Source organism: Bacteroidota bacterium (assembly GCA_016718825.1).
Taxonomy (GTDB): Bacteria; Bacteroidota; Bacteroidia; order J057; family JADKCL01; genus JADKCL01.
The window spans coordinates 22,663-37,216 of the sequence record JADKCL010000002.1; the positions used below are offsets into that span (position 1 = coordinate 22,663).

The window sequence follows — 14,554 nt, forward strand, 5'->3', positions numbered from 1 at the left end:
GAAAATAGAAAACGACCAACTGTGAATGAAGGTTTCCCCAACTTTTCACTTTTCACTTTTCACTTCCTCGGGTCTCTCTTTTTGATTTTGAATCCTGCTGGAATTTGGAAGTTTTCGGGGGCATGGGTGGTCTTTTTGACGCTCATCAGGTCCAATTCCGTGGTGAGGTAGGCCGTTTTCATGACCTTTCGGAGCGGAATCCTTCCTTCGAGACCGTTGGTGAGAAAGTCGGTTTTTGCCTCCGTTTTTCCAGCGTAGAGTGCCATGTCGACGCGGTACTGATCATTGACATAGTAATAGATCTTCTCCTGAAGTTTGGGTTTGTCGACCACGTATTCTTTGCAAGGAATGCCCTTAATCTCAACGATTTTGCCTGTCGGAACCGCGGTTGGCACCGTTTTGACGGTATCCAAGTAGTAAGTTTCCTTGAATGCACGGCGGTTGGCGGCATCTATGATATAGGTTTCGTTGCTGTCGGCGATGAAAAGCATCGTGCGGCCAATTCTACCACCTGACAGGCTGATGATGAAGTTTCCTTCCTTCACGTGAAGGTCCATTTTCTTTGGAGGTTCGTTCTCCAGGAATGCCTGCGCATCCTTGCCCGTAACCCGGATTGCGTAGGAAACGGATCCTTCAAAGCTTCCTTGAGCCTTCGCAAAGGTGTAAGTCAAAGCAAACAATGCCAAGACTGCCAAGGATTTACCGAAAATAGAAGCCAGATTTTTCATAAAGTTCCAATACTAGTTGATACGTCACACAATGTGCATTGACGATCGATGTGTAAGTCTCCGAATACCCGCCGCCCATTACGACCACCAAAGGTATTTTCAGTCTATGGGCCTGCGAAATTACCAAAAGGTCCCGTTCGCGGCAACCTTCTTTTGAAAGGCCGAGTTTACCGAGCCGATCCGTTGCCAAAACATCGACCCCGCTTTGGTAGAAAACGATGTCAGGTTGGAATTCTTCTATCAACCGCGGAATATGTTCCTGCAGCGTCGTCAGGTAAACTTCATCCCCGGTAAATGCCGGCAATTCGATGTCCAGATCGCTTTTTTCCTTGTGGAGCGGATAATTGTCGCGACAATGCACCGAAAACGTGAACACCCTTGGATCATTCTCGAAAAGGCTAGCCGTTCCGTTGCCTTGATGGACATCGAGATCGACGACCAAAATCCGCTGGACCAAACCGCGATCCAAAAGGTAATTTGCGGCAATAGCAATGTCGTTCAGGAGGCAAAAACCTTCTCCACGGTCAAAGAACGCATGATGGGTACCACCTGCAAGATTCATGCCAGCGCCATCCTCCAAAGCATTGAGGGCACATTGCAAGGTCCCTGATGCCGAGGATATGCTCCTGGAAACGAGTTCCTCGCATTTAGGGAATCCTATCCGGCGATACTCGCGGTCATCGAGTGCATGCGCCTTGGCGCGCGCCCACCACTGCGGGTCATGCGTGAGACAAATCACATCATCATCAATGAACGAAGGGGCAAACAGTTGTTCCCGCTTGATCAGGCCCTGATATTCCAGCTGCTCCCGCACCAACTTGTACTTCTCGATCGGGAACTTGTGTCCCGCCGGCAGTGGAATCGGATGGCGTTCAGAGTAGCTGAGTCTGATCATTTTCTATAATCCCAATTCCAGAATTGGTTACAACGACGCGATTGAACCTTCGGTGCAGGAAATTTCATGATTCTGACGCAGCTTCAGCAGGGATGAGCATCACCACGTAATATCTTCTTTGTTTAAGAACGCCGCAATGCCTCTTTTGCAATCTTCACTGCCGCGGGCGCGGGCATTCATACGTGCGGCGAAGGTGAGGGCCTCGGAAATTGGGAAATGTTGGACGTCGCCGATCATTTTCTTGGTGATGGCCATGGATTGACCGCTGTTTTGGCTACACAGGCGGGCTGCGAATGCGGTGACATGGGCTTCGATTTCGGCAGCGGGGACAACTTTGTTGATCATGTTGTACTTTTCGGCGGTTGCAGCATCGACGATGTCGCCGCTCAACAGCAGTTCTTTGGCGCGGGTTTCACCGATCTTCCGGATCAAAAACACCATCACAATCGCTGGAATGAAGCCGATGCGGACTTCCGTGTACCCAAACTGAGCCTCCGGGACGGAAAATGCGAAGTCACAGACCGTAGCAAGGCCGGCACCGCCCGCAATGGCATGACCTTGAATCATGGCGATCACGGGTTTGCCCATTTTGTAGATCCATTCGAAGAGGCTTTTCAAATGGCTGGAATCTTGCAGGTTTTGGTCAAAATCGTAGGCTTGCAACCGCTTCAGGTAGTCCAAGTCGGCACCTGCGCAAAAGGCTTTGCCATTGGCTCGGAGAACGCAGACCTTGACCTCTGCGTCGAGTTCGGCAGTTTTGAAGGCTTCCAGCAGCTCGGAAACCATCGTGAAATTCAAGGCATTGCGCTTGTCAGGGCGGTCGATCGTGATCCAGGCGACGCGATCGATCACCTCATAACGTACATATTCGTTCTTTTCCATCGGGACTATTTTCCCGAAAGTTAAGCAACGGAGCCATTTGGCGGCGGATTCAGTTCAAATTCTTCATCATCCCAAATTTCCAAGCGCTTTCAAGACAGCAGGAACAAAGAATTTCTCAAAAAGCGAAGAATCCAGCCAGCAAACAACCGGCAACGACAGCGGCAGCAACGGCGGGACGCTGAAAGTTCTGGACGATTGGAGTGGCGATCCGAGGTTGGCCATTCAGCGCGCTGATGTATTTCCGAATGCGCTTCCGTTCCAAGATTCCAAAACCCGCGACCAATTGCCCAATGAGAACCCAGATGCCAACTTGGCTGCTGTCAATGGCAGAAATCGTTGCGCCGGGAAGCTGCGCCATCAATTCGGCGAGGCTCGTGATTGACCAAAGAAGGAAATCCATGACTCCACCCCAAGCAGTGCTGATACCGGGTATCCAGGCCAAAACGAAGCCTGCAAAGCCAATTTGCACCACCAGAGTTACCAAGGGTAAAACCACAAGATTGGCGAGCAGGAAGTAGGTCGGGAAAGATTGGAAATGCCAGGCTACAAAGGGCGTTGTAGCCAATTGCGCCGCCAACGTGACGGAAAGGGCAGAAGAGATTAGCTTCGGAAATTTTGGAATTCTGACGTGCAGATAGTGCAAGATCGGATTTTGTAGCAGCAGGATCCCCAGCACAGCGGCATAAGATAGCTGAAAATCAGGGGTAAACAGTGATTGTGGATCATAGGCCAGAAACATCAAGGCAGAAGTCGCCAAGGCATTCAGCGAATTGTTCTTGCTCCAGAAAGACTGGCTGATGTCCAACATCCCAAGCATGATCGCAGCACGTACCACGGCTGGATTTCCGCCTGTGAGCAACGCAAAAAATGCAAGGAGTGGCACCACGATGAAGGTACGCATTTGACGCCCACGTCGCACATAAAGCATTGGGGAGAGGAGCAAATTGAGAACACCATAGATGATCGCAAAGTTCATTCCCGAAATCGCGACAATATGGCTCAAACCTGTAGCGGAGAAATCCTTACGAATTTCACCGTCCAGGGCCGTGCGATCGCCAAGGAGCATCGCATTGCTCAAACCAGCGGTTTTTGCATCCGGAAATGTCGATGCAAGTTGATTGGAAAGGCTGTTTCGCAGGTTGTGCAATTGGGCAAGAAAACCTCTTTCTTCGCCTATCTTTTTGAATTCCTGCCCCTTAGCCGTCGAATGAATGCCTTGATGATGAAGCCAATTTGCAAATCCGAGGTTTTTGGATGAAAGTTCATTGAATGTGACCCTTCCAGACAAAATGTCGTTCACCTGAGGCTTCTCTGACTTGGATGGAAGGTACAGCATCACTTTCCCTTGGACGGGGTTGGTGATTTCCAGAATTGTCTTGTATCCAAACGCCGTAGTCTTGACATCGTCCACCACGGTACCTTCTACTTCGATTTCCTGGCCAATAAATCGGGAAGGGTCCATGGCAGGGACAACGGCAGCATGTTCCCCCAAACACCAACCTGCCAAAACAAAACAAGTGTAGATGGAAATTTGAGAGACCTTCTGAACCTTCAGGGAGAGTTTCCTTCGTGACCCCAAAAACAGTACCGTTGCAAAAATGAAGGCCAAAGCGAGTCCCCAAAATCCTGGCGAGGGTACAAAAGCAGAAATTGCAATTCCCGCAGCAAAGGTCAAGGCGACAAGCAGCAGTGGATTCTTTTGAAAGTAGATCATCATGCGTTTAATGGTTGAATGCATTGCAAATTTGGCGCTTGCATAGGTGCGCGCAATGGAAAAATCAACCAAAAGGTAACGGAAGGTCAGCCTGAAATTCTGCGAAGATCAAGGCAAAAAGATGCTTTGTGCGGTAAATTCGATGATTATCACTTGGAAAAGAAGGCATCCAAGGTAACGGGATCAGGCCTTCAACTCCATCCGCAAATGTGGGAATCCTTGAAAATCGAATTCGTCCCCGACCACCAGAAATCCGAGGTCTTCAAAAAAACTAGCTTGGTCGACCAGGCATTCCAGGTAGGTGGTTTTGTTTTTGGGGATGTGCGTCAACATTTTTTGCATGAGCGCCTTGCCAAAGCCTTTGCCGCGGTATTCTTTGAGCACAGCAAGTCGATCGAGCCGGATGTTTCCACCCAAAGTCACCCGCCACCTTGAAACACCTACAGCACGATCGTTGTACACCATTATATAATGATGTGCCACATGATCAAAGCCGTCGATCTGCTTTTCCTCCGCCAATCCCAATTCGCGTTCAAACACCGCCTCGCGAATGGCAAAAATCTGATCGAAATCGGCATCTTCCTCAGCGTGGACAATTCGGGTATTTTCCAGTTCCATGTTCACAAAGATAGACTTTTGGTGGTCATTCGGCTGCTCATTTGTCCAAGTTGGGAAGCACTTTTCGCATGGCGTTGAATCGGACTGCAAGCTCTTGGGTGTAGGGCCCAGCGCAAACCTTTCGTAGGTGCTTCCTGTCAAAAAAGCAGGTATCCGGCCTCGGATTTGGGGTAATCACTGGAAATTTCGGTGCCGATTCAAACCTTATCAGTGCATTTTGAAGCGGCGGCAAGATCAAAATCATTTGGTGTCCTGCCTTGGTGAGGCTATCGTAAAGTTCTTCGAGCAGTTGGGTGGCAATGTAGGGGTAGGGAGTAAACTCAAATGAACCAGGTGATGCCGGTGGGTCTACTGTTACGGTCGCGTATCCGGGGGCGACCATCACAAATTCGTGCGGTTTGGGGTTGATCGAGGATTGGTCATACGGTTTGATGCCAGTTCCGATCGCACGTGCGGCCCAAAGATAATCGGTGGTAGGCGAGGTGGGGTCAACCGACAAAATTGTCCTTGTTAACTCCGTCGTCGCATCGGGCGCATTGATGACCGCCCTTTCGATCCCTTCCTCGGTGACACCTTTTCCTAAACGCGGGTAACCATCGATAAGGATATACTTCGGCTCAAATTTGGGGGCCAAGTAGGTCGCAATCCTTGCGGATATGTCAAGCGTCTGTGCGCCAGTCACAAACTTGAACACAGAAAGTCCTGTAAGTTCTGAAAAGGCAACTGGGTCGAGTGCATTTTCGCAAGTAGAGCTCCCAAAAATCAAAACATCAAACTTCTTGCCTTCGGCAAGCGCCTTTTCGGTCTCCATGAGGGTGAAGAAGACACGATCATGGTCGTTTTTCTGGAAAAAGAACCAGTTGATCGGTTCAAAAAACCTCGCCCCAATTGCGAGCACCACAAAGGCAATTGCAAGCTTTATAAATCCCAACCCGATTTGACCAAGGAATTTTTTCATCAAAATTGGAAATATATGAATGAGGCCTCATTGGAAAACATCCAACGGATCACGTTCAGGGTCAAGATGATCAAAAGAAGTTGATTCACCAACTTGGGCATGCCATTCCTTGCCAATGGGGATCGTTCATCATTGCGGTACCACCAGTCCAAAACCAACAAAATACTAAGGTAGCCCAATGTACGTGTCGTCGGGAAATAGTTGGATCCACCCGCATTGTTTGCGATATTGGAGAGGTAATGGAAGGCTGCAGCGACAGAATTTGCCCGAAAAAATACCAAGCCAAGGCAAACCATGAAAAATGTCCCCAAGATCATGGGAATTTGGCGGAAACGCCATGGGGACTCAGCTTCGGGCAATCTGCCCGGAAAAATCGTGCGTACACCTTGCTCCAAGACCAGCAGCAGTCCGTGATATGCTCCCCAGATCACAAAGGTCCAGTTGGCACCATGCCAGATTCCTGAGGTGAGAAAGGTCAAAAATACCGCAATCGCAACTCCCCACTTCCGCAAATTCCTGAACTGCAATGCCATTGGCATGAAAAGATAGTCTTGGAACCATGTGGAAAGCGAAATGTGCCATCGCTTCCAGAACTCCGAAATCGTGCGTGAAAAGTAAGGGACCTTGAAATTGCTCATCAACTCAAACCCCAAAAGCTTTGCCGAGCCGATTGCGATGTCGGAATAGCCGGAAAAGTCTCCATAGATTTGAAATGCAAAGGCCAAGGCGCCCAAACAGAGTGTCAAACTGGAATAACTGTCGGGGGCACTGAATACGTCGTCAACGAAAACACCACAGTTGTCTCCAACGGCTACCTTCTTGAAGAGTCCCCAGATAATGAGTCGCACACCTTGGATTGCTTGGTCATATCCAAACACACGGGGCTTCATGAACTGAGGTAGCACCCTTGATGCCCGCTCGATCGGGCCGGCCATGAGTTGTGGAAAGAAGGAAATGAAGGCGCCGAATGATATCAAGTCGCGACAGGGTTCCATTTTGCCGCGATAAACATCAAGCACATAGCTCATTGTTTGAAAGGTATAGAAGCTGATCCCGACCGGCAAGACGATTTGAAGCGTCTGCACATCCATGGTCACGCCAACGGTGGCCCAGGCATCTACCCATGAGGTGATAAAGAAGTCGAAATACTTAAAAACACCCAGCATTCCCAATTGGGCAACCAAGGACACCATCAACCACCGCTTCCGTGGTGCTTCTTCTTCGTGTTTGCCAATCTGTTGGGCAACAAAGTAATCAATGAAGGTCGAAGCTGCCAGAAGCAACAGAAACCGCCAATCCCACCATCCATAAAAAACGTACCCGGCTCCCCAAAGAAACAAATTCTGAATCTTGAGACTACGTTGAAGTACAAACCAGTACAGTATGAATACTGCTGGCAAAAACAACACAAATTCGATCGAGTTAAAAATCAAGGTATTCTGATCAAGGTAGTTTCAACCCAAAAAACCGTTACTCAGACTCAGTATTTACCCAAGTAGGGTGCAATATGTAGGACAAAATTGAAATTAAGAAATTGGATAATCTCTGAAAGTTGCGTTGCGATTGGAGTTGTTTCGGTGAAAATGGCCGTAACTTTCTTTCTTGAGCTCAGAGCTCCAAGACGTAGAAGAACGAATTCGCATTCGTAGCTTTGAACGAATGCCATCGCGTGGCTGTGCGCGTCAATGTATCAGAATCTCCTTGCCACGCCAGAAAAAAGTTTTTGTATAATTGCGCCGTTTTTCTTTAAATCCCTCTAAAGTTTAGTACATGGCCAAAAAGAACCTCATGATTGTCGAGTCGCCTGCCAAGGCCAAGACGATCGAGAAATACCTCGGCAGCGATTTTGTCGTCAAGGCCAGCTATGGCCACGTACGTGACCTCCCCAAAGCCGATGACGCCATCGACATTGAGCATGGCTTTGAACCCAAATACATCGTCCTTCCTGACAAAAAGGATGTGATCAAAGAGCTGAAGCAATTGGCCAAGGAAGCGGAAACCGTATGGTTGGCGACTGACGAGGACCGCGAAGGGGAAGCCATTTCTTGGCACCTCGCCGAAGTCCTCGGACTGGATACCAAGCTTGCCAAACGTGTGGTTTTCAATGAGATCACCAAAAAGGCCGTCGTCGATGCCGTCGCCAACCCGCGACTCATCAACCTCGACCTCGTCAACGCACAACAGGCTCGCCGCGTGCTCGACCGCTTGGTAGGTTTCAAATTGTCGCCAATCCTCTGGTCCAAAGTGCGTACAGGCCTGAGCGCAGGCCGTGTGCAATCGGTCGCCGTGAGGCTCATCGTCGAACGCGAACGCGAAATCCAAGCCTTTAACTCCGAAAGCACTTTCAAAGTCGTCGCCGAATTTGGACTTGCTGCCGGTCAACGGTTGCTTGCCGAGACCCGGGGAAAATACGTCGCAGAGGAAAAAGTCAGGAAATTCCTTGAAAGCTGCGTGGGTGCAACGTTCACCATCACCGGACTTGAAACCAAACCCGGCAAACGTTCGCCAGCCGCTCCTTTTACCACCTCGACCTTGCAACAGGAGGCGAGCCGCAAGCTCGGCTTTGGCGTTTCGCAGACCATGCGCGTTGCGCAGAGCCTCTACGAAGCGGGACACATTACTTATATGCGTACCGATAGCGTCAACCTGAGCGGATTTGCCATCGCAGCAGCCGAGGAGGTGATCAAACGCAAGTATGGCCCTGAATACCATAAGGCGCGCCAGTACAAAAGCAAGAATTCGAGCGCACAGGAAGCCCACGAAGCCATCCGTCCTTCGGAAATGGCAGCTTCAGAAATTTCCGGTGAACGCAACGAACAACGGTTGTATGACCTGATTTGGAAGCGTACGGTCGCGAGTCAGATGGCGGATGCCGTCACCGAGCGCACCACTGTGACCGTCGGAATCAGCACCAACCCTGAAGAACTTGTCGCAACCGGCGAAGTCATCAAATTTGACGGCTTTTTGAAGGTGTACATGGAAAGTCAGGACGACGAAGAGGAAGAAGAGGGCGGAAGCGGTGTTTTGCCTCCGATCAACAAAGGTCAAGTCCTGAATCTGACGGAAATTGTTGCAAGGGAGCGGTTTACAAAGCACTTGCCCCGCTATGCAGAGGCAAGCTTGGTCAAGAAACTCGAAGAGTTGGGAATCGGAAGGCCTTCGACGTTTGCGCCTACGATTTCGACGATTCAAAAGCGTGAATACGTCACCAAGGAAAATCGCGAAGGCTTTGAAAGAACCTTCAGGGTGATCAAACTCCAAGGTGCCGAAATCAAAAGCACAGAAGGAAAGGAAGTATTTGGCGCTGAAAAGGCCAAGCTATTCCCGAGCGATTTGGGAATGCTTGTGACAGATTTTTTGACCGAAAACTTCCCCAAAGTCCTTGACTATTCGTTTACAGCCAAAGTCGAAGAGGAATTTGATGAGATTGCGCTAGGTACCAAAACCTGGAACAACATGATCAGCAGCTTCTACGGCGACTTTTCCGAAACGGTAAAAGATACCAAGGACAATGCAGCAAGAGTTGGGAAGGAACGCGTATTGGGCGTTCATCCGAAGTCAGGAATGGCTTTGATTGCAAAATTCGGTCGATACGGGCCCTTCGTCCAAATGGGCGAGACCGTCGAGGGAGGTGCAAAACCTACCTACGCAAGCCTGCGCAAGGATCAATTGTTGGACACCATTACCTTGGACGAAGCCGTGGAACTGTTCAAGCTGCCACGCGACCTCGGCGAATTGGAAGGGCTCAAAGTGAAGGCCAACATCGGCCGATTCGGACCCTACATCCAACTGGGCAAGGAGTTTTTCTCGATTCCAAAAGGGGAGGACCCTTACGAAATCACGCTTGAGCGTGCCGCGCAGGTCATCGACGACAAGCGCAATGCAGAGAAAAATAAACTGATCAAAGAAATTGCACCTGAAATCCAGGTACTCAACGGCAGGTTTGGCCCTTACATCAAGATGAAAGGCGCCAACTTGAAAATTCCGAAAGGGATTGAACCAGCGTCAATTACGTTGGAGGATTGTGAAAAATATTTTGAGGAGCAAAAGGACAAGCCCAAAGGCCGTGCGCCAAGAGGGGCTAAAAAAGGAAAATAAGCTGCAACGTTGTCGGTAGTAAAGTTCCGCACATCCTTGAGAAAGCCGCTGAGGTTCCTTAATTTCGATTTTTGCTGTTTCTAGATGAATAGAATCTGAAATATGAGTTGGTTCAAACGCGTAAAGGACGGGATTCTCACCCGCACCGAAGATAAAACCGAAGCTCCCGATGGGATGTGGTCCAAATGCCCCGAATGCAAGAAGGCCACCCATCACCGTTCGTTGGAAGAGCATCATTACGTTTGCCCGGAATGCGACTACCATTTTCGGATCGGAAGTGCCGAGTACTTCGGTGTCTTGTTTGGTGACAATCCATTCACGGTTCATTTCGCTAATCTCGCCCCCGGAAACCCGCTGGATTTCGAGGATTCCAAGAAATATCCTGACAGGATCAAGGAAACCATCGAAAAAACCCATCTTCCGGAAGCTATCCGTGTCGCCGAAGGCGTCATTGAGGACGAGCCGGTTGTCGTGGCTTGTATGGACTTCCGGTTCATCGGTGGATCCATGGGCAGCGTGATGGGGGAGGCGATCTCAAGGGGAATCGACATTTGCCTGGAGAAGCGTATTCCCATGATTATCATCTCCAAAAGTGGTGGAGCGCGAATGATGGAAGGTGCATTGAGCCTCATGCAAATGGCCAAAGTCAGTGCAAAGCTTTCCGTACTTGCCGATGCACATATTCCCTTCTTTTCGTTGTTGACGGATCCTACAACCGGGGGAGTTACTGCGAGTTTTGCCATGCTGGGCGATTTCAACATTGGTGAACCCAATGCCTTGATCGGCTTTGCCGGCCCAAGGGTGATCAAGGAAACGATTGGAAAGGACCTTCCAAAGGGCTTCCAAAAGTCCGAATTCCTTTTGCAGCACGGCTTCCTCGACTTTATTTGTCACCGACGCGACCTCAAAAAGAAGCTTTATACCCTGATCAAACTCTTGAAATAACGTTGATCAGCACCGGGAAATGCCATGCGCCTTTTTAAAAAGCCGGTACTCTGCAATTATTACGTGACCTACCGCTGCAATGCGACCTGCAGCTTCTGTGACATTTGGGAAAGGCCTTCTCCATATGTCACGTTGGAAAATGCCAGGGAAAACCTCACTGATCTTGCGAAGCTCGGGGTCAAGGTCATCGACTTCACGGGTGGCGAACCTTTGCTTCATCGACAGATCGTGGACTTGTTGGGAATTGCAAAATCCTTGGGGTTCATCACCACCCTCACCACCAACACGCTGTTGTATCCCAAAAATGCAGAGCGGCTTCAAGGATTGGTGGATATGCTTCATTTTTCGCTGGATTCAGTGGACCGGGCAAAACACAATGCCTCGAGAGGCGTCGATTGTTTTGACCATTTGCAGCGCAGCATCACACTTGCGCAGGAGCTTGGGGAGCAACCCGACATTCTTTTTACAGTCACCGATGAGAACGTCGCGGAAATTCCTGCCTTGTATCAGGAATATGTACAGGAGCAAAAGCTGCATGTGATTCTCAATCCCATGTTTGAATACAATTCCGTGGGGAAAAATCTGGATGAAGCCACACTTCAGTCGCTTTATGATTGGTCAAAGCAGCCTGGCATTTATCTGAATACCGCATTTTTGGACCTTCGCAAGCGCGGAGGGAACCAAATCAATGATCCAATATGCAAGGCTGGCAGCACAACAATCGTGATCAGCCCGGAAAATGAATTGGTTTTGCCTTGTTATCACTTGGGATTAAAACAAGTTCCCATTGCAGGGAGGCTTTTTGAATTGTGGAAAAGCCAGGAAATTCAGTCCCAAATTGCAGAAGAAGGCCGGTTGCCTGGTTGTCAGGGCTGTGTCGTGAATTGCTATATGGAACCCTCCATGGCCGTTGAAACAGGCCCGTATTTTCTGAAATCAGCGGTTTCTACCCTTAAGTATGCATTGGAAAAATGGGTCTATGCGTAGCAGAAACTCGACATCTGTGCAGAATGTGAATGAGAGAAAGGTGAAAAACTTTTTGGATTATAATCCAATCTCCCTATATTTGCCGTTCGAATAAAAAGTAAGAATTTTAGACGTAAAGACGTATGTACCTCAATACTGAGATCAAAAAAGAAATTTTCGGCAAATACGGCCACGGTCAAGTAGTGACTGAAACCGGTTCGCCAGAATCCCAAATTGCCCTGTTTACATTCAGGATCAATCACCTCACGGATCACCTCAAGGCTCACAAGAAAGACGTTAGCACCCGTGCAGGATTGCTTCGCTTGGTAGGTAAGAGAAGACGGTTGTTGAACTATTTGATGAAAAACGACATCGTGCGTTACCGTGCCGTCATCAAAGAATTGGGAATTAGGAAGTAATTCCTTTTTCTTTTTTAGTACCTCCCAAGTTCAACGAAGTTAAAATCGAATGGCACATATAGTGAAGACGATCACTTTGCCCAACGGCAAGGAGATTCATATTGAGACGGGTCGTCTTGCCAGACAGGCAGACGGCGCCGTTGTCGTGCGTTGTGGTGATACCATGCTGTTGGCGACTGTGGTTTCCTCCAAAGAAACCAAAGACGTTGATTTCCTCCCACTTACCGTGGAATACAAGGAAAACTTTGCAGCTGCTGGCAAAATTCCAGGTGGCTTCTTCAAACGCGAAGGCCGCTTGGGCGAAAGTGAAATCCTCACTTCCCGGTTGATTGACCGTGCCTTGCGTCCGCTTTTCCCAGATGACTATCACGCAGAAGTGCAAGTGATGGTGCAGCTGATTTCTGCTGATGAAGAAGAACAAGCCGACGGCTTGGCCTGCTTCGCAGCAAGTGCAGCCATCATGGTAAGCGATATTCCTTTTCCTGATGCAGTTTCTGAAGTGCGTGTTGGCTTGAAAGATGGCAAGTTCATCATCAATCCTACCCGTAGCGAAATGGCCGGTTTGGAAATGGACATCATCGTCGCTTGCACCAATGACTCGATCATGATGGTGGAAGGTGAGATGAAGGAAGTTTCTGAAGAAACCCTCTTGAACGGCATGATCGCCGGTCACGAGTCTTGCCGTGCCATGAATGCAGTACAAGATCAGCTCCGCGCTGAACTTGGCCTGACGATCCGCCCCTACGATACCTACGATCCAACCCCTGAATTTGTCGCCAAGGCAACCGCCCTTGTCACCGACAAAATTCGTGTGGTGACTGACTCACTCGCCCCTAAGCAGGAGCGGAGTGCGCAGATCGACGCGATTAAAAAGGAGATGATCGAGGCGATGAGCGAAGGCATCACCGACAAAGACGAATTGACCAAAATCAAGAACCACGCTGGACTGGTGTTCAAAAACGCCCAAAAAGATGTGGTTCGTGGCAAAGCTTTGAAAGAGCGTATGCGCTTGGATGGACGTGGTCTTGCAGACATCCGTCCAATTTGGGGCGAAGTCGGCTATCTGCCACGCAGCCACGGCAGCGCGATTTTCACCCGTGGTGAAACGCAAAGCCTTTGTACCACCACTTTGGGTACCAAATTGGATGAGCAGACCATCGACCGCGTGACGGAAGAGGGCAAAAAGCGTTTCATCCTCCACTATAACTTCCCTCCATTCAGCACAGGTGAATCCAAGCCTTTGCGCGGTCCAGGCCGTCGCGAAATCGGTCACGGTAACCTTGCTGAGCGTGCACTCAAAATGATGATGCCAGAAGGATACGACTACACGGTACGTATCGTTTCTGATATTCTCGAATCCAATGGTTCCAGCTCGATGGCCTCCGTTTGCGGTGGTTGTATGTCGTTGATGGATGCAGGTGTTCCAGTCATTCGCCCGGTTTCCGGCATTGCGATGGGCTTGATCACCGATAAAAAGACCGGCGAGTTTGCTGTTTTGAGCGATATCTTGGGTGACGAGGATTTCATCGGTGACATGGACTTCAAAGTCGCAGGCACCACCAATGGACTCACCGCTTGCCAGATGGACATCAAGATTCGTGGCCTGAGCTACGATATCGTCCGCACAGCACTTGAGCAAAGCAAAGCAGGGCGCGCCCACATCTTGCAAGAGATGTTGAAAGTGATCCCTGAGCCTAAGAAGGAATTGTCTCCTTATGCGCCACGCATCGAGGTGATCGAAATCCCCAACGATATGATCGGTGCGGTGATCGGCCCAGGTGGAAAGATCATTCAGGAAATGCAGCGTGTTACCGGAGCCACGATCAACATCGAGGAAATCGGCAACAAAGGCGTCGTAACCATCTATTCAACGGAGTTGAAAAGCTTGGAAGCTGCGCGTAAGATGATCAAAAACATCGTTGCAGAACCTGAAATCGGTGAAGTCTACATGGCGAAGGTCAAATCCATCAAGGATTTTGGCGCATTCGTCGAGTACATGCCTGGCAAGGAAGGTTTGCTTCACATCTCCGAGATTTCCTACGAGCGTCTCGCGTCCATGGACGGCGTGCTTGAGGTCGGTCAGGACATTGAAGTGAAGCTTGTGGGTGTCGATGAAAAGTCTGGCAAGGTCAGGTTGAGCGCCAAGGCGCTGTTGCCAAAGCCTGAAGGCTATGTCGAGCGTCCAGAACGTGGCGAGCGTGGCGAACGCGGCGGTGATCGTGGTGGCGACAGAGGTGGCCGTCGTGACGACCGTGGTGGTGATCGCCGTGGCGGTGGTGGTGGCGGTGGAGACCGTCGTGGTGGTGGCGGATTTGACCGTCGCTAAGCACT

General features: G+C 49.7%; 12 protein-coding genes. 5 read left to right on the plus strand and 7 right to left on the minus strand.

Annotated elements, in window-relative coordinates; genetic code table 11:
- Positions 1–59: 59 nt before the first annotated feature.
- From IPN95_02080 to IPN95_02110, 7 genes are all read right to left on the minus strand, one after another.
- The gene (locus IPN95_02080; protein MBK9448207.1) at positions 60–728 is read right to left on the minus strand and encodes a hypothetical protein; all 669 of its coding nucleotides are present in this window, start codon (positions 726–728) and stop codon (positions 60–62) included.
- Entirely contained in the window at positions 700–1,623 is a 924-nt protein-coding gene (locus tag IPN95_02085) for a histone deacetylase (GenBank protein MBK9448208.1), read from the minus strand. Before IPN95_02085 ends, IPN95_02080 begins: the two co-directional genes overlap by 29 nt.
- 99 nt (positions 1,624–1,722) lie before the next feature.
- The gene (locus IPN95_02090; protein ID MBK9448209.1) at positions 1,723–2,505 is read right to left on the minus strand and encodes an enoyl-CoA hydratase/isomerase family protein; all 783 of its coding nucleotides are present in this window, start codon (positions 2,503–2,505) and stop codon (positions 1,723–1,725) included.
- A 115-nt stretch (positions 2,506–2,620) separates the two neighbouring features.
- Complete coding sequence (locus tag IPN95_02095) at positions 2,621–4,243, minus strand: ComEC/Rec2 family competence protein (protein MBK9448210.1); 1,623 nt, start codon at positions 4,241–4,243, stop codon at positions 2,621–2,623.
- A gap of 159 nt (positions 4,244–4,402) precedes the next feature.
- Entirely contained in the window at positions 4,403–4,837 is a 435-nt protein-coding gene (locus IPN95_02100; protein ID MBK9448211.1) for a GNAT family N-acetyltransferase, read from the minus strand.
- Between the two features lie 37 nt (positions 4,838–4,874).
- Positions 4,875–5,795 carry a hypothetical protein gene (locus IPN95_02105; protein MBK9448212.1) on the minus strand — a complete coding sequence of 307 codons (921 nt, stop codon included), beginning with the start codon at positions 5,793–5,795 and terminating at the stop codon, positions 4,875–4,877.
- The gene (locus IPN95_02110; protein ID MBK9448213.1) at positions 5,795–7,228 is read right to left on the minus strand and encodes an MBOAT family protein; all 1,434 of its coding nucleotides are present in this window, start codon (positions 7,226–7,228) and stop codon (positions 5,795–5,797) included. Before IPN95_02110 ends, IPN95_02105 begins: the two co-directional genes overlap by 1 nt.
- Before the next feature lie 337 nt (positions 7,229–7,565).
- On the opposite strand from IPN95_02110, the gene topA reads away from it, so the two are divergent.
- The 5 genes from topA to pnp all read left to right on the plus strand — a co-directional run bounded on the left by topA (position 7,566) and on the right by pnp (position 14,549).
- On the plus strand, positions 7,566–9,893 hold the full coding sequence (topA, locus tag IPN95_02115; protein MBK9448214.1) for a type I DNA topoisomerase: 2,328 nt from the start codon (positions 7,566–7,568) through the stop codon (positions 9,891–9,893).
- Between the two features lie 102 nt (positions 9,894–9,995).
- Entirely contained in the window at positions 9,996–10,838 is an 843-nt protein-coding gene (locus tag IPN95_02120; protein ID MBK9448215.1) for an acetyl-CoA carboxylase carboxyltransferase subunit beta, read from the plus strand.
- Between the two features lie 24 nt (positions 10,839–10,862).
- Positions 10,863–11,825, plus strand: a complete 963-nt coding sequence (locus IPN95_02125; protein MBK9448216.1) for a radical SAM protein — start codon at positions 10,863–10,865, stop codon at positions 11,823–11,825.
- 122 nt (positions 11,826–11,947) lie between these two features.
- Positions 11,948–12,223 carry a 30S ribosomal protein S15 gene (gene rpsO / locus IPN95_02130; GenBank protein ID MBK9448217.1) on the plus strand — a complete coding sequence of 92 codons (276 nt, stop codon included), beginning with the start codon at positions 11,948–11,950 and terminating at the stop codon, positions 12,221–12,223.
- Positions 12,224–12,272: 49 nt separating this feature from the next.
- Positions 12,273–14,549: a polyribonucleotide nucleotidyltransferase gene (gene pnp / locus IPN95_02135; GenBank protein ID MBK9448218.1), complete on the plus strand. Its 2,277-nt coding sequence runs from the start codon at positions 12,273–12,275 to the stop codon at positions 14,547–14,549.
- The last annotated feature ends 5 nt before the right edge of the window (positions 14,550–14,554 follow it).